The sequence below is a fragment of the Deltaproteobacteria bacterium genome, from assembly GCA_016223005.1.
Lineage (GTDB): Bacteria > Desulfobacterota > GWC2-55-46 > UBA9637 > GWC2-42-11 > JACRPW01.
The window spans coordinates 1-16630 of record JACRPW010000001.1 but is presented as its reverse complement, the minus strand read 5'-3'; the positions used below and the strand labels follow the sequence as shown (position 1 = coordinate 16630).

The window sequence follows — 16630 nt, the reverse complement described above, 5'->3', positions numbered from 1 at the left end:
TAACAAAATTATACAAAATCAAAAATACCTTCTGGAAAGAATAACAACCATGCAAAAAATAAACATAGGTCTCATAGGTTTCGGCACAGTGGGCGCAGGGGTCGTGAAGGTTTTGCATGAAAATGCGAAAACAATTCAAGACAGACTTGGCGCAGAGATTGTGCTTAAAAGGATTGCTGACAAGGATATTGAAAGGGACAGGGGCGTGCCTGTTGACAAGGGGATATTAACGACAGATGCCTTTGATGTTATAAATGATCCTGAAATATCCATTGTCATTGAACTTGTAGGAGGTATTGAGCCTGCAAAGAAATTTATCCTTAAATCCCTTGAGAATAAGAAAAATGTTGTTACTGCGAACAAGGCGCTCCTTGCAACGCATGGCGAGGAGCTCTTCAATGCGGCAGTAAAAAATGGTGTTGATATTGGATTTGAGGCAAGCGTCGGCGGCGGCATACCAATAATAAAATCAATTAAAGAAGGGCTTGCTGCAAATAAAATCAACTCAATCTACGGCATCATAAACGGCACGGCAAACTATATCTTAAGCAAGATGACAAATGAGGGGGGCAAGTTTGAGGATGTTTTAAAAAAGGCGCAGGAAAAGGGTTATGCAGAGGCAGACCCTACCTATGACATTGAAGGCATAGACACAGCCCACAAACTAGCAATTTTAATAAACCTTGCATACGGGACGAATATAAAACTTGACGACATATATATTGAAGGCATCACAAGGGTTGCGCCGCTGGATATAAAATTTGCAAAGGAATTCGGCTACCGCATAAAACTGCTTGCAATTGCAAAAGAGGATGCTGGAAAGATTGAGGCAAGGGTGCATCCGACAATGCTCCCTGACAATCACCCATTGGCAAATGTTGACGGTGTGTTCAATGCAATCCTGCTTAAAGGCAATGCAGTCGGCTCTGTTATGTTTTACGGAAGAGGCGCGGGCATGCTCCCAACAGGCAGCGCTGTTGTTTCTGATGTAATTGACATATGCAGGAATATGAGAATGGGTATAAAGACAAGGGTATCTCCTCTTTCCTATATGCCGTCTGTAATAAGAAAGGTGGAGATTAAGAATATGGAATTGCTGGAGATGCCTTATTATATAAGGTTTTCTGTTATTGATAAGCCTGGGGTGCTGTCTAAAATATCAGGTGTGCTTGGAAGTTACAATATAAGCATATCCTCTGTTGTTCAGAAGGACAGAAAAGTAAGCGGCGCTGTCCCTCTTGTTGTTGTTACGCATGATGCAAAAGAAAAAGAGATGAGGCAGGCAATTTCAGAGATTGATAAACTTGATATTACACTGGACAAGACAGTTTACTTAAGGATTGAAGAGAAGAATAGATTAGACTCAAGACATAAGACATTAAGACTTATGACAAAAACTGTAACTCAAACCTTTAGAGCCTGCCCCTGAATGTTTTTATCAGGGGTTTGATGTCAAGGCTAAAGCCTTGAGTTACAATTCTTTACACTAGGAGTTCATTATGAGATGGAATGGTGTCATAAAGGCATTCAGGGAATATCTGCCTGATATAAAGGACGATGCGATTGTTACACTTAATGAAGGGAATACCCCCTTGATTGAGGCTAATAACCTTACAGATATTATCGGGAATCTCAAGATGTTCCTGAAATATGAGGGTGTAAACCCGACCGGTTCTTTTAAGGACAGGGGCATGACAATGGCTGTGTCAAAGGCAAAGGAATCAGGCTCTCACGCTGTTATATGCGCCTCCACTGGGAATACATCTGCGTCTGCTGCAGCGTATGCAGCAAGAGGCGGGCTTCGCGCATATGTCCTTATACCTGAAGGGATGATTGCGCTTGGCAAACTTTCTCAGGCAATGATGCACGGTGCAGAGGTGATCCAGATTGAAGGAAATTTTGATGATGCGCTGACTATCGTAAGAGAAATCTCAAAGACATATCCTGTAACCCTTGTAAATTCCATAAACCCGTTCAGGCTTGAAGGACAGAAGACAGCATCGTTTGAGATATGTAATTATCTCGGTTTTGCGCCGATATACCATTTCCTGCCTGTTGGGAATGCAGGCAATATAACTGCATACTGGAATGGGTATAAGGAGTTCAAAGAAAAAGGTATTACAAAAACCCTTCCAAAGATGTTCGGCTTTCAGGCAGAAGGTGCAGCGCCCATTGTCCTTGGACATCCCATTAAAAAGCCTGAGACTGTTGCATCCGCAATAAGGATTGGCAATCCGTCAAGTTGGCAGAATGCCGTAAAGTCAAGGGATGAATCAAGGGGCGTGATTGATATGGTCTCTGATGATGAAATCATTTATGCATATAAACTCCTTGCCTCAAGGGAAGGGGTATTTGCAGAACCTGCATCTGCCGCATCTTTGGCAGGTGTAATCAAGATGCACAGAAAGGGCATATTTAAAAACGGCGATACAATTGTATGCACACTTACAGGACACGGCTTAAAAGACCCTGATACAGCAATTAAATCATCTGATAAACCGATTACACTTCCGCCTAATTTGAAAAAGGTTGTTAAGGTGTTGGGGTTTTAACCCAAATTATGCACTAATAAAACCACATTGGTTCATATCCTCTCCATCCTTGCCCCGAAAAACCCATCCATATTATGTTTATGTGAAGATGTCCTCAAAAAACCGTTTTCATCAACAATGGTATCCGACAAAAACATTTTTGCATTTGTAAGTTTAAATTCAGTGTGGGCTTTAAGAAACCCATATATAACTTCTTCATTTTCCTCTGGTTCGGTTGTGCATGTTGAATATATAAGTCTTCCGCCCTTTTTTACATATCTGGAAAGGTTTTCCAAAATCCCTTTCTGTAATCTGGTCAACCCATTCATGTCAGGTTTCTTCCATTTTGCATCAGGGTTTCTGCGGAGCACACCCAGACCTGAGCATGGCGCATCTATCAAGACGGCGTCAAAACCGTTTTGGGGAACAAATTGCAAATCTTTAGTTCCATCACTCAAAAATGTTTTTACAATATTTATGCCCAATCTTTTGCAGGTTTGTGAGATTGTTTCCAGCCTTGATTTATGGATGTCCATTGCATAGATACATCCTTTATTATTGAGCATCTGTGCCATGTGTGTTGTCTTGCTGCCCGGTGCAGCACAGGTATCAAGGATACCCTCTCCGGGTTTTGGTGCAAGGAGATACGAAACCATTTGAGATGCCTCATCCTGAATATAAAAGAGTTCCTGCGGCAGCATTTCCATCTGCGGATAAAAACCCCTGCCTACAATTACACCGTCAGGAGAATATCTTGTCTTTTCTGCATCTATGCCGTGATCTGCAAGTCTTTTTAAGAAGTCATCTCTTGTTGTTTTTAATGTGTTGACCCGCACAACAACCGGAGGTATCTGATTATTTGCCTGACAAATTTTTATTGTCTGTGCAACGTCGTATCTGGTAATCCATCTTTCAATAAGCCAATCAGGGTGGCTAAATACAACAGAAACATATTTTATAGGCTCTATTTTGATATTGGGAAATATTATATCCTTTCTTTCAGCGTCAATCCTTCTTAAAACAGCATTTATAAATCCCGATTTCTTTGTGCAGCTTTTTTTAACAAGTTTAACAGACTCATCTATTGCAGCAGAGGCAGGTATCTTTGTAAGAAAGAGAAGTTGATAAACACCAAGCCTTATCGCGTTCAGGACAGTATGCTCCATCTTCTTTGTCTTGATTTTTGAAAATTGGTTGATAATCCAGTCTATCTTGAGTCTCCATCGTAGGACACCATAGACAAGTTCTGTTGTAAGGGATTTATCTAATTGTGAGAGGCTGCCCTTTTCAAGTTCATTAGCCAGCAGTATGTCAGCAAAAGAGTCTTCTAACCCTATCCTTATGAGGATATTAAGGGCAATCTTTCTGGCAGGGTTTACTTGCATGAATGGTGTGGGATAGTATATTACATAACATCCGGTGCAGAGACCTTTAGGATGGAAAGTCCATTTTTTATTACTGTCTTTACAGCATTACAGAGAAACAGCCTTGACTTGCTTAAAGGGATATTATCCGGAGAAACAACCCTGTTTTTATTATAGTACGGATGAAAGATCCCTGCCAATTCCTGCAGATAGAATGTAAGTTTATGGGGTTCAAGGGATACTGCGCAGGTTTCAAGGACATCAGGGAAACTTACAAGGGTTTTGATAATGGTTAGTTCCTCATCCTGATTTAAAAGGCTTAAATCTACATCTTCAGAGCAAGGGCATTCAACATTATTTTCCTTTGCATGTTTTATTATGCTGCATATCCTTGCATAGGCATACTGGACATAGAATACAGGATTTTCAGGCGCCTGTTTTTTTGCAAGTTCAAGGTCAAATTCAAGATGGGCATCGGATTTTCTCATCAGAAAGAAAAACCTGCATGCATCCCTGCCGACCTCATCAAGAACCTGCCGCAGTGTTACAAAATCGCCTTCCCTTTTACCCATTGGCACATTTACACCGTTTCTTAAAAGAGAGACCAGTTGAACAAAGATGATTTTCAGCATCTCCTTATCATCATATCCCATTGCCTTAAACACTGCCCGTATCCTTGCCTCATACCCGTGATGGTCAGCGCCCCAGATATTGATTATTGTATCAAACTTCCTGTTTATTTTATCCAGATGATATGCAGCATCAGATGCAAAATATGTTTTTTCGCCGTCCGCCTTCTCTAAAACCCTGTCCTTGTCATCATCAAAATCAGTTGTCTTAAACCATGCTGCGCCGTCCTGCTCAAACACAACCCTTTTTTTTCTGAGTTCGTCTATTGTCTTATCCACAAACCCTTTTTCATAAAGGCCGCTTTCGCTGAACCAATTATTAAATGTTACGCCAAAATCCTCAAGGTCTTTTCTGATATGGTTCAAAAGAATAGATTTGGCAAATCTAGCAATCTCTTGCACTGGTTCAGGTGTTTGGGGACAGATTTTAAATCTGTCCCCAGAGTATTTGCTGCCATACTTTGAGACTAAATCACGGGCAATATCTTTTATGTATTCACCCCTGTAAAAGTCTTCCGGCATTGAAGCCTTTTCACCAAGGAGTTGTTTGTAACGAATATAGCAAGACCTGCCCAGAGTTTCTATCTGCCTGCCCCTGTCATTAATATAGAATTCTTTGAATACATCATAGCCAACAGACTCAAGGATATTTGCAAGCGCATCTCCTACAGCAGCGCCCCTTGCATGTCCTATGTGAAGCGGTCCAGTTGGATTTGCACTGACAAACTCTATCTGAACCTTTTTGCCTTTTCCAATGTTAGTCTGTCCATATCTATTCCCAATTACTGCTATATCTTTTAAAGATTTAAGCCACTGCCCTTTTTCAACAAATATATTTATAAAGCCCGGTCCTGCAATATCAACCTTTTTGATAATCTTTCCTTCATCCCTTATCTCTCTAGTTATTATCTCCGCTATCTTGCGGGGAGGCTCGCCCTCTTTTGATGCAATAAGCATTGCAGCATTTGTAGAGAAGTCTCCGAACTCTTCTCTCTTTGGTCTTTCAATGATTATAGGGGGAATTTCTTCTATGGTAAGTAAGCCCTTATTTTTACAAATATCAAGGGTGTTTTTTATAATGTTTGTGATGGTATCTTTCATTTTGGTGTAAAGTGTAAAGCAAAAAACGAAGGTGCATTAGTTTTTCACTTTTCACCTTTCGCTTTTCATTTTTTTATTATTTCTCCATACTGGTCGGGTCTTCTGTCTTTAAAGAATGCCCAGTCCTGTCTTATGACATCTATTGCCTTAAGATTTATACTGACTATTACAACACCGTCAGATTGTCCAGAAGGCTTGTCAATAAACTCTCCATCTGGTCCGACGCAAAAACTCCTTCCATAAAATTCCTGACGGGACTCTCTGCCTATTCGGTTGAGCCTGAATATAAATATGCCGTTCATGTGGGCATTTACTGCCATTGCCCTTTCCCATCGTTCATGGGAGTGACTGAATGCCGAGGCTGTTGGTGCAAATATAATCTCGGCACCTTTCAAGGCGAGTATCCTTGAACCCTCAGGGAAAAAATTATCCCAGCATATCTGGATGCCTACCTTTGCATATTTTGTATCAAATACAGGAAAGCCGAGATTGCCCGGCTTGAAATAAGACCTTTCTTCCCAGAACGGCAGCTGCGGGACATGAACCTTCCTGTATTTTCCAATAACCTCGCCATGTTCGTCTATGACAAAGGCAGTGTTATAGTAATCATCTCCGTCTTTTTCAAATATCGGACATACAAGAACAACCTTTTTTCTTCTGGCAGTATCCTTCATTACATTCAAGGTATGTCCTGCCTCGTCTTCTGCAAGTTTGAAATTGTCAGGGTTTATATCTCTGGGAAACCAGCGGGTATTAAAGAGTTCAGGGAGGCAGATAATCTTTGCCCCTTTATCAGAAGCCACTCCCACAAGGTTCTTTGCCTTTTCAATGTTACTATCTTTATCTTCATTTGTAATTAATTGTATGCCTGCGATTTTTAGCATAGTCCTCTATTTTTCAAACTGGTAAATAATATCCGATGGTCTTACCATACCGAGTTCTTTGCGGGCAACTTCTTCTATGTATCTCTTATCTGTCTTAAGCCTGTTTATTTCGTTTTTTAAATTTTCATTTTCTACATTTATTATTGCATTGTTTATCCGTATGTTGTCCCTTTCTTTGGAGAGGTGATATATTTTTATCAGCCCTTTATCACTGAATACTGTCAAAAATATCATAAAGATTACAAATACAGAGAGGAGATATAGGTAACCCTTATTATTTTCATTTATAAAAGCCATATTGGACTAAAATTAACAGAGTATGCGCCAAAAGTCAACATCGGGCTGTGTGTCCTGTTAGAGCCAGCAGTGATTTTTCCAGCAATTCATGATAGTGACCAAAAATAGACATTGATTTTTGGGGAAACCTGCCTTTACAGGCGGGGAGTTCCCGCTGAATTAAAATAGCGAGGTTTTTAATCGCTATTTTACGGTAGTGATTTCTTATGGCTAAATATTTGCAATAATGTTAAATTGTTATTCAACTGAAAATATTATTCAAAGGAGGCACAATAAAGTGAAGGTAAAAAAATCTGCACAAAAGGTTACAAAAAAGGCAATTGATACCTGCAAAGACCCCTATCTCCCAAAATGGGGTCAGCATGACATGGCATTGTGCAAAAACTGCCATGCTATATATAATAACAAAAGGTGGTCATTTGATGAGAAACTTTACATGAAAAAGAGAGACCACAAAAAGACCATCATGGTTCTTTGTCCTGCGTGTCAGAAGATAAGGGATGGGTATGCTGAAGGGTTTGTAACTTTGAAGGGGGATTATCTGAAAGAACATAAAAATGATATCCTGAATCTTATAAAAAACGAGGAAGAAAGGGCAAAGGGGTTAAATCCTTTGGAAAGGATTATTGAAATCAAGGACAGCGGCAAGGTTATTGAAATCACAACGACCCATGAGAAACTTGCACAGCGCATCGGTAAAAAGGTGCATAAGGCATGTCATGGTGAACTTATAATCAAAATGACACAAGACAGGGTAACAAGGGTGGTGTGGAGTAGATAACAGAAATTACGAATTAGGAATTAGAAATTAAAAACCAGATCTACCTCAATTCGTAATTCATAATTTTTAATTCGTAATTGTATTTTATGGAAGCGCGTCTATACAATAAAGCAGATAAAAATTATGTCCACTGCTTTCTCTGCTCCCATTATTGTAGAATAGCTGATGGCAAGAAAGGGATATGCGGTGTCAGGGAAAATAGAAACGGGACGCTCTATACCCTTGTTTATGGCAAAGCCATTGCCCATCATATAGACCCCATAGAGAAAAAACCGTTTTTTCATTTCCAACCCGGGAGCCGTTCATATTCCATTGCCACAGTTGGATGCAACTTTAGATGTCTTCACTGCCAGAACTTTGAAATCTCCCAAATGCCTAAAGACCAGAAACGGATACTCGGTGAAGATATAACACCTGAAGAGATTGTGCATGAGGCACTGGAGACAGGGTGTCAGAGTATATCCTATACATACACAGAGCCAACCATCTTTTTTGAGTTTGCATATGATTGTATGAAACTGGCAAGGGAAAAGGGTTTAAGAAACACCTTCGTAACAAATGGCTTTATGACAAAGCAGTGCCTTGATGAGATGAAAGGGCTTCTGGATGGTGCGAATGTGGATGTAAAGGCATTCACAGAGGAGTTTTACAAAAGGGTATGCGGTGCAAAATTAGCACCTGTGCTTGAGTCAATTGAATATATGCGGGCAATTGGTATATGGGTTGAGGTAACAACCCTTATAATACCAACACAGAACGATTCTGAAGACGAACTCAGGCAGATTGCAAAATGGATATATAAAACTGATAAGACCATGCCGTGGCATATAAGTGCGTTTTATCCAACATATAAGATGTCCAATCTGCCAAGGACACCTGTGTCCATCATTGACAGGGCAAGGGTTATAGGATTGGAAGAGGGTTTGAGATATGTTTATACAGGCAATGTGCCTGGGGACATTGGTGAATCCACATACTGTTACAACTGCAAGAAAAACATCATTGAAAGACACGGTTTTTTTGTTAAAAGAAATCTCGTGCAAGATTCAAGATGCCCATATTGTGATGCCCGTATAGATGGTGTAGAACTATAAAATCAATGCAAAAACCTCATTTAAAGTCTATCATCTCACATACCAAAATCAGACAAGCAGTCCAAAAACTTGCCTCTGAAATAAGAAAAGATTATTCAGATAAAAATCCTGTCTTGATTGGCATATTAAAGGGGTCTTTTGTATTTTTGTCTGACATTGCAAGGGAATTAAATATACCTCTAAAGATAGATTTTATAAGGGCTGCAAGTTACGGCTCAAAGGATTATAGTGGAGGTGCGGTAGAGATGATAAAGGATATAGAGATGTATGTTGAAGGCAAAGATGTCCTTATTGTTGAAGATATTGTTGACACAGGACTCACCATTCATTTTGTCATAAATCATCTGAAAGAAAAGATGCCTGCTTCAATAAAGATATGCAGTCTGCTTGATAAACCATCAAAAAGAAAGGTTGATGTCAGGGTTGATTACAAGGGCTTCACGCTTGACAAGGATATCGGTTTTGTTGTCGGATACGGTCTTGATTTTAATGAGGAGTACCGGTATCTGAAAGATATATATGAACTCAAACCAGCCTTTTCTCTTTAAAACTAAAGTAATTATCCTTGCCAATAATTATATGGTCTAAAACCTCTATCCCTAAAATCTTACCAGCCTCTGCCAGTCTTTTTGTAATCTTTAAATCATCTTCTGAAGGTTCAGTATCTCCTGATGGATGGTTGTGAACCAAAACAACTGCATTGGCACTGTGCATTATTGCATCCTTAAACACCTCTCGGGGATGCACTATGCTTGCACTTAAAGAGCCAATAGAGATGGTAGAGATGCCGATGATTTTATTGCGGGTGTTTAAAAGGATGAGTTTAAAGTGTTCTTTTGCCTTATCCTTAATGCTGGACTGGATGGCTTTGACAACACTTTGAGGGTCTTTTATATTGAAGTCTTTTAGTTCATGTTCCGAATCCTTTCTTTTGCCAAGTTCAAAACACGCCTTAATCTGCACTGCCTTTGCAAAGCCGATGCCTTTTATTTGAGAGAGTTCTTCTAATGATGCCTCGCTTATTGCCTTTATACTGCCAAATTTTACAAGCAAATCCTGTGCAATAGTCATTACAGACTTTTTAGATACACCACGACTGATTACTAGTGCCAGAAGTTCCTGTAGAGAAAGCGCCTCAGGTCCAAACTGCTGCAACCTTTCACGGGGTCTTTCAGATTTTGGAAGATCTCGCACAGTAAACGATTTTTTATAATCCATTTCCTATAACTCCACCACTGTTGCGCCGCTGCCGCCTTGTTTTATGTCAGCATAATGAAACCCTTTGACTGCCTTGTGGTTTTTTAAGTATTCGTGGACAGCGTTTCGCAGTCTGCCTGTTCCTGCGCCGTGTATAATCACAACACTTGTCATACTGCTGAGCAAGGCGTTGTCTATAAATTTATCAACCTTTGGCATGGCATCATCAATTGTTAAGCCTATGATGTTTATCTCACGGGAAACATCCGACAATGAGGCTGAAGGCTGAATTGTAAAGGCTGAAAATAACTTATCACCTGCTATTTCCCCATGCCTTTTTTCAGCAAACTCAATACTCTCAAACGACATCCTAACCTTAATACTGCCTATCAAAACCTCTGCCTGCCCCGCATCCTCATCTATATCTATAATCCGCCCCTTATTCTGCCTGCCCATAATATTTACGACATCGCCAACCTTTGGAGTATAAGATGGCTTCCTTTTCTCTGTTTTCAGTGCCTCAAGTGTTTTGGTTTTTATTTCTTCCAATGCCTCTCTTCGCACCCTTGAGTCCTTGAACCCATGAGCCCTTATTTCTTCAATTATCTTTTTTAATTCCCCTTCTGCGAGCCTTATAATCTCCTCTGCCTTTTTCCTTTCCCTCTCAATAAGTTCATGCCTTTCCTCATCAAATCTGTTTACTGCCTTCTTCCTTCTCTCATTTATTTGCAGAGTTTCTCTGCTCAATTCTTCTAATTTCAACCTTTCATCCATCAGGAGTTTTTTTTCATATTCAAGTGTCTTTATAAATTCAATGCCTGCGCCCTCTGTGCCTTTAAGATACTCCTTTGCCTTTTTTATGACATCCCTTTCTATACCCCATTTCTCTGCAATGGTTATAGCGCAGCTTTGACCCGGTATACCGTAAATCAGTTTATAAGTGGGTTTTAAGGTTACTTCATTAAATTCTACAGATATATTTTCAGCAAAGTCATTTGTGTATGCAAAGGACTTGAGGGTGTTTAGATGTGTTGTTACAACTGTTACTGCACCAAGGAATTCAAGCCTTTCAAGCATTGCAAGACTTAATGCCCCTGCCTCTACAGGGTCTGTGCCGTCGCAGATTTCATCTATAAGCACAAGGGTATTTTCTCCAGCAGTGCCCATGATTTCTCCAAGCCTTTTTAGATGACCTGAAAATGTGGAAAGGTTTAACTGTATGTCCTGCCTGTCGCCAATGTCTGCAATTACATTATCAAATATATTTATCTTGCTCCCCTCTACCGCTGGTATTGTAAAACCTGACTGAGCCATAAGTGTCAGAAGTCCAATAGTCTTTAAAGCAACTGTCTTGCCCCCTGTATTTGCACCTGATATTACAAAGACTTTCTTATCGTATTTAAGACACATATCAACAGGCACAACACTGCCTTTTAATGCAAGAAGCGGATGCCTTGCATCTATTATATGCACATCGCCGCCATTACAAACCTCAGGCTTTATTGAATTCAGCATAATGCCGAATTTTGCCTTTGCATATATCATGTCTATCTCTGCAAGGAGGATAATATCCTTTGTAATGTCATCCCTTCTTTCCATTACAACGATTGACAGTTTTTTTAATATTTTTATCTCCTCATCTCTTTCGTCTTTTGCAAGTATGGTGAGTTGATTATTGAGTTCTACTGTTTCAAATGGTTCTATAAAGTATGTTTCACCGCTTCCGGATTCACTGTGGATTATGCCCTTCATCTTGCCCTTAAAATCCGACTTTAGTGCAAGACAGAACCTGTCGTCCCTTATGGTTATAAAATCATCCTGAAACGCGGGTCTCAAATCCTGCCTTCTTAAGAGTTCGTTTAATATATTTCTTGCCCTGTTTCTTACCTCAAGAATTTCTTTTCTTATCCATGAAAGTTCAGGGGAGGCACTATCTTTTATACAGCCCTTTTCATCAAAGGTCTTTGTTACCCCTTCCAAAAGTTGATTGTATATACACAGATTTGAAGCCTTCAAAGATATTCTTGGATATTTTTTAGATATGGGCGGAAAAAAATCTCTTATATAATGGATTGCGGTAAAGGTAGATTTGAGTTGTAAAAATTCTTCGGGAAGGAGATAGGCATTTTCAACTGATAATTTCTTCAGATGTGGTCTTACATCAATTATCCATGAAAGCGGCAATTCCCCGTGAATCTTTAGAATCTCCTGCATCTCAAAGGTATCCAGGAGTGCATTATTTATATCCTGCAGTGCTGTAGAAGGTTTGATAGAGTTGCACAGAGATTTACCGCAGGATGTTATGGCAAGGGAAGACAACCTTTCAATAATCTTATTGTATTCCAACGCCTCTAATGTTTGCTTATCCATGTGGATATATGATATAGATTATCAACGGATTTGGCAAGAAAGAGATTTGGAAAGAGATTTGGAAAAAAGACATTGACAAACTTTATCTTCTGCATACACAATCACCAGCCTGTAGGTAATTTTGGTTTTGTAATTGAAGATGCCTACAAAAATTCATATCTGCCCTTTCTTAAGATACTTTCAAACTACCCATCCATAAAATTATCTCTCCATATATCAGGGTATCTTCTGGATTATCTTATGGAGAACCATAAAGAATATATTGAACTTCTTGGCACAATGATTGAACGGGGACAGGTTGAGATGCTGGGAGGTGGATATTATGAGCCTGTTCTTATTGCTATTCCTGAAGGGGACAGGATTGGGCAGATAAAACTGATGTCAGATAAATTACATGAATCCTTTGGGGTTAGACCGCGGGGTATCTGGCTTACAGAGAGGGTATGGGAACCACGCCTGCCTAAATCTTTACATAAAGCAGGTGTTGAATATGTTGTTGTTGATGACTATCACTTTGTAAAGGCAGGACTTAAGAAAGAAAATCTGTCAGGGTATTACTTAACAGAGGAAATGGGGTATCCTTTAAAGGTGTTTCCCGGCAGTGAAAGGCTACGTTATCTTATGCCCTTTGAGTCACCTGAAAAATTCATTGAACACCTGAATGAATTGGAACAGAAATCACCACTCACTACTCACCACTCACCACTTACTGTGTTTGCTGATGACGGCGAGAAATTTGGTGCATGGCCCGATACTCATAAGTGGGTTTATATTGATAGATGGCTTGAAAGGTTTTCAGAGGTATTAACATCTAATCTTGAGTGGATAAAACCTATAACATTTTCTGAATACATTGCAGGCAATAATCCATGCGGCAGAGTTTATCTCCCAACAACTTCATATATGGAAATGGGTGAATGGGCGCTGCCCGCAGAGGCATCATTTGAATACACAAATCTGGTAAATGATATAAAGACATGGCAGGACGGTGAAAGGATAAAGAGATTTCTTCAGGGCGGAATGTGGCGTAACTTTATGGCAAAATACAGTGAGGCAAACTGGATGCATAAGAGGATGCTGATGGTAAGTAAGCAGTTAGCAGCTCACAGTTCACAGATTACAGCTCGCCACTTATTATAGCAGAAAATCTTTTAGAAGAAGCGGGCGATTATCAAGGGACGAGAGTCGAGGTAGATGATCTTGATGCTGATGACAAGAAGGAGATACTTATCAAGACCCCTGACTTTAATATCTACCTGAAACCACATAATGGCGGGGTAGTTCAGGAACTGGACTTTAAACCAGTTCCCTATAATCTGACGAATGTCCTTACAAGACGATATGAAGGGTATCACAATAAAATCAGACCTCTTGAAACAAAAACAGGACAAGGCGTGGCAAAAAGTATTCATGGACCCTTTGCATCAAAAGAGACAGGTCTGGAAAAGGCACTTATCTATGATACCTATGAGAGGCGCTCCCTCGTTGACCATTTTGCAGCACCTGATACACCCATAGATGCCTTTCTATCAGGAAACTATATGGATTGCGGAAGTTTTGTTGATGCAGACTATACATACAAGATTAACAGAGATAACTCAGATGTGCTGTTGTATTATAATGGCATGGTATCTAGTAAGCATGTTGGACTCCAAAAAAAGATTTGTCCTGCTCAAAAATCATCCATAAAGATTGTCTATCAGATAACCAATCTGGATACCCTCCCTTTACATACAGTATTCTTATCAGAATGGAACATCCTTATTGGTTTTGGAATGAAGCAGCAAAATTTAGGCATGATGGAAGAGTTCGAACTTCAAGAGGACTGGTTAGGCTTAAAGTTTAAGATGCAGTTTAAACCTACTGCCAATCTATATATATATCCTGTTGAAACCGTATCTTTATCAGAGGCAGGTTTTGAAAAAAACTTTCAGGGACTCTGCTGGCTGCCTTCATGGGAATTAAAATTGGCTCCCAGAGAAACCTGTAAAATAGAATTACTTATAGATGTTTCCAGCCTTGCTATGCAGCCTCATTCCTGATGATTAACTAAAATTACAGCAAACAGGGCGCCATGACAAAGTCATAGAACGTGGCATTTTTCAGCGTGAACTAACCATAAAGGAGCAACAACATCCCAATCATACACGGCAATACAAACGGACTTAAGGCAAATGAGATAAAAAGGATTCAGAGGATTTATAACCGCAGAATTCCTGCATCTCAACTCATCACACCTGAACTCGCCCGATATATTACAGAGATATCCCGAGAGATAAACCGCCAAATCGGTCTTATTGTAAACAGGCAGGGGTTTGTGGAATATGTGATTGTCGGCGATGAAAAAGAGATTGTTATCCCTGTCCTTGAAAAATATCCTCTTGGAAGAAAGCGGCTTCGCGGCGTCAGGTGCATTCACACGCACTTAAAAAATGAACCTCTTTCTCAGGATGACTTAACTGACCTTGCCATTTTAAGGCTGGATATTATGGCTGCAATCGAGGTTTTGGAAAACGGACTTCCGGGGAATATTTATCTTGCCCACTTATTGCCTTTTAACCTGGATGCAAAACCTTATGAAATCCATCCTGCGATGCAGTTTCATAGATTTGAAATGCAGTTTAATGAGCGCATCTCTGCGATTGAGGATGAGATGGGCAGGGCGATTACAAGGGATGTGAATGATAAAAGGGAGCGGGCAATACTTGTAAGCGTTTCAAAAGAGGATAAAGAAACACAGGGAGAATCCATTGAGGAATTAAAGGAACTTGCAAGGACAGACAATATCTCTGTGCTTGACACAATCATCCAGAGGCCGAAAGAAATCAATCCAAAATATCTTTTGGGCAAGGGGAAAATCAAGGAACTCATTGTAAAGGCGCTGCAGAATGAGGCAGGTTTGCTCATATTCAATCAGGAACTGACGCCGACACAGGTTAGGGAGATTGGAGAAATCACAGAATTAAAGGTAATTGACAGGACGCAGTTGATTCTTGATATTTTTGCAAACCGCGCGCACTCAAGGGACGGCAAGGTGCAGGTTGAACTTGCGCAGTTGAAATATTTATTGCCTAAATTAACAGGCAAGGGAACAGCATTATCAAGGCTTGAAGGGGGCATTGGCGGAAGGGGCCCCGGCGAGACAAAACTTGAGAATGACAGACGCAGGGTGCAGGACAGGATTACACATCTTGAAAAACAGTTAAAAATATTAAGCAAAGGCAGGTATGAAAGGAGAAGGCGCAGGGCAGAAACAGGCATACCGATTATATCCATTGTCGGCTATACAAATGCAGGCAAGTCAACGCTTTTAAATGCGCTTACAAAGAGCGAGACATTTACTGAAAATCTTTTGTTTGCGACCCTTGATACAGCCTCAAGGAGACTGCGGTTTCCAAGAGAGAGGGATGCAATAATCACAGATACAGTCGGCTTTATAAGAGATTTGCCAGAGGATTTATTGACTGCATTCAAGGCGACACTTGAAGAGATGAAGGATGCTGATTTGCTTGTCCATCTTGTTGATGTGAGCAGTCCGAATTTTGAAAAAAGGATTGACTCTGTCCATAAAATCCTTAAAGATGTAGGACTTGATAATATCCCCAGCATTCTGGTTTTTAATAAAGAGGATAAGGTTGACAAAGAAGTTTTAAAAAATCTTTGCAGGAGATTTGACGCTGTTTCAATATCTGCTTTCCAGACAGAAACACTGAAGAGGCTGTTAAAAGCGATAGAGCAGAGGTTGTGGGATTTCTAAGTGAATGGTTAGGCTTTCATTGTCTTTTAATGGTCAATGTCCCTATTTTCCCCTAAATAATTTTACCTCACACACACAATGAGTCCACAAATTGCTTCGCCTCTAGTAACGACCAGCCAGTTGCATTCCTAACCAATTTGCAGGCATTTACAGTATCGCCTGCTTGTATGGACGATATAATATTTTGCAATGAGTCTCCACAGGGATTCGTGACTGGATTTGGCTGTCCGCAATGGGGACAAGATTTAGCTTCATGGCTAACACGACCACGACAACACTTACAAGAGCCGAGAATGACCATAAATATCCTTCCATTTTAACTCTAAATACCTAACAAGTTCTTATTCACTTTCCTTTTTTGCCTTTTACCAAAACCTAACCTGAAAAGCAAGGCAAAACAGTAAAAAACAATATAGGAAAAACAATCTCATAGATCTCATAGATTGGTTGCCTTTCCTTATGAATTAGCATAAACTATACATAGCGTCATAACTTCGCATACCTTCGTTGCCTGCCTGTGCGTTGCACGCAGACAGGTCGTTGCGGCGTATGCTTAAAATACGCCTCACTCCTCGCTTTTGTCGCGCCCGGGGCACCCATGCGAAGCATGGGTCGTGCTTTGTTC

14 protein-coding genes are annotated in these 16630 nt (G+C 40.2%); 8 read left to right on the top strand and 6 right to left on the bottom strand.

Annotated features, from left to right (window positions below; genetic code table 11):
- The first annotated feature begins 49 nt into the window (after nucleotides 1-49).
- Nucleotides 50-1429, top strand: a complete 1380-nt coding sequence (locus tag HZC45_00070) for a homoserine dehydrogenase (GenBank protein ID MBI5681567.1) — start codon at nucleotides 50-52, stop codon at nucleotides 1427-1429.
- Nucleotides 1430-1499: 70 nt separating this feature from the next.
- Nucleotides 1500-2552 carry a threonine synthase gene (locus tag HZC45_00065; GenBank protein ID MBI5681566.1) on the top strand — a complete coding sequence of 351 codons (1053 nt, stop codon included), beginning with the start codon at nucleotides 1500-1502 and terminating at the stop codon, nucleotides 2550-2552.
- A 32-nt stretch (nucleotides 2553-2584) separates the two neighbouring features.
- Here HZC45_00065 and rsmB read toward each other — a convergent pair whose 3' ends face one another.
- The 4 genes from rsmB to HZC45_00045 all read right to left on the bottom strand — a co-directional run bounded on the left by rsmB (nucleotide 2585) and on the right by HZC45_00045 (nucleotide 6806).
- The gene (rsmB, locus tag HZC45_00060; protein ID MBI5681565.1) at nucleotides 2585-3916 is read right to left on the bottom strand and encodes a 16S rRNA (cytosine(967)-C(5))-methyltransferase RsmB; all 1332 of its coding nucleotides are present in this window, start codon (nucleotides 3914-3916) and stop codon (nucleotides 2585-2587) included.
- 20 nt (nucleotides 3917-3936) lie between these two features.
- Entirely contained in the window at nucleotides 3937-5625 is a 1689-nt protein-coding gene (locus HZC45_00055; protein MBI5681564.1) for an arginine--tRNA ligase, read from the bottom strand.
- Nucleotides 5626-5690: 65 nt separating this feature from the next.
- Nucleotides 5691-6509: an acyltransferase gene (locus HZC45_00050; GenBank protein ID MBI5681563.1), complete on the bottom strand. Its 819-nt coding sequence runs from the start codon at nucleotides 6507-6509 to the stop codon at nucleotides 5691-5693.
- A gap of 6 nt (nucleotides 6510-6515) precedes the next feature.
- Nucleotides 6516-6806: a septum formation initiator family protein gene (locus tag HZC45_00045; protein MBI5681562.1), complete on the bottom strand. Its 291-nt coding sequence runs from the start codon at nucleotides 6804-6806 to the stop codon at nucleotides 6516-6518.
- Between the two features lie 277 nt (nucleotides 6807-7083).
- Here HZC45_00045 and HZC45_00040 point away from each other — a divergent pair, with 277 nt between their 5' ends.
- From HZC45_00040 to hpt, 3 genes are all read left to right on the top strand, one after another.
- Nucleotides 7084-7587, top strand: coding sequence for an ATPase (locus tag HZC45_00040; GenBank protein MBI5681561.1), 504 nt, complete (start codon nucleotides 7084-7086; stop codon nucleotides 7585-7587).
- Between the two features lie 86 nt (nucleotides 7588-7673).
- Complete coding sequence (gene amrS / locus HZC45_00035) at nucleotides 7674-8681, top strand: AmmeMemoRadiSam system radical SAM enzyme (protein MBI5681560.1); 1008 nt, start codon at nucleotides 7674-7676, stop codon at nucleotides 8679-8681.
- A 5-nt stretch (nucleotides 8682-8686) separates the two neighbouring features.
- Nucleotides 8687-9229 carry a hypoxanthine phosphoribosyltransferase gene (gene hpt, locus HZC45_00030; protein MBI5681559.1) on the top strand — a complete coding sequence of 181 codons (543 nt, stop codon included), beginning with the start codon at nucleotides 8687-8689 and terminating at the stop codon, nucleotides 9227-9229.
- On the opposite strand, the gene radC is transcribed toward hpt, so the two are convergent.
- Nucleotides 9207-9899: a DNA repair protein RadC gene (gene radC, locus HZC45_00025; protein ID MBI5681558.1), complete on the bottom strand. Its 693-nt coding sequence runs from the start codon at nucleotides 9897-9899 to the stop codon at nucleotides 9207-9209. The two genes, hpt and radC, sit on opposite strands and share 23 nt — an antisense overlap.
- Before the next feature lie 3 nt (nucleotides 9900-9902).
- Nucleotides 9903-12248 (bottom strand): endonuclease MutS2, encoded by a 2346-nt coding sequence (locus HZC45_00020; GenBank protein ID MBI5681557.1) that lies wholly within the window; start codon nucleotides 12246-12248, stop codon nucleotides 9903-9905.
- 30 nt (nucleotides 12249-12278) lie between these two features.
- On the opposite strand from HZC45_00020, the gene HZC45_00015 reads away from it, so the two are divergent.
- The 3 genes from HZC45_00015 (at nucleotide 12279) to hflX (ending at nucleotide 16005) form a co-directional block, all read left to right on the top strand.
- The gene (locus HZC45_00015; GenBank protein MBI5681556.1) at nucleotides 12279-13388 is read left to right on the top strand and encodes a DUF1925 domain-containing protein; all 1110 of its coding nucleotides are present in this window, start codon (nucleotides 12279-12281) and stop codon (nucleotides 13386-13388) included.
- Entirely contained in the window at nucleotides 13382-14290 is a 909-nt protein-coding gene (locus HZC45_00010; GenBank protein ID MBI5681555.1) for a DUF1926 domain-containing protein, read from the top strand. Before HZC45_00015 ends, HZC45_00010 begins: the two co-directional genes overlap by 7 nt.
- Nucleotides 14291-14388: 98 nt before the next feature.
- A complete protein-coding gene (gene hflX, locus HZC45_00005) occupies nucleotides 14389-16005 on the top strand; it encodes a GTPase HflX (protein ID MBI5681554.1) in 1617 nt (538 codons plus the stop codon).
- Nucleotides 16006-16630: the final 625 nt, after the last annotated feature.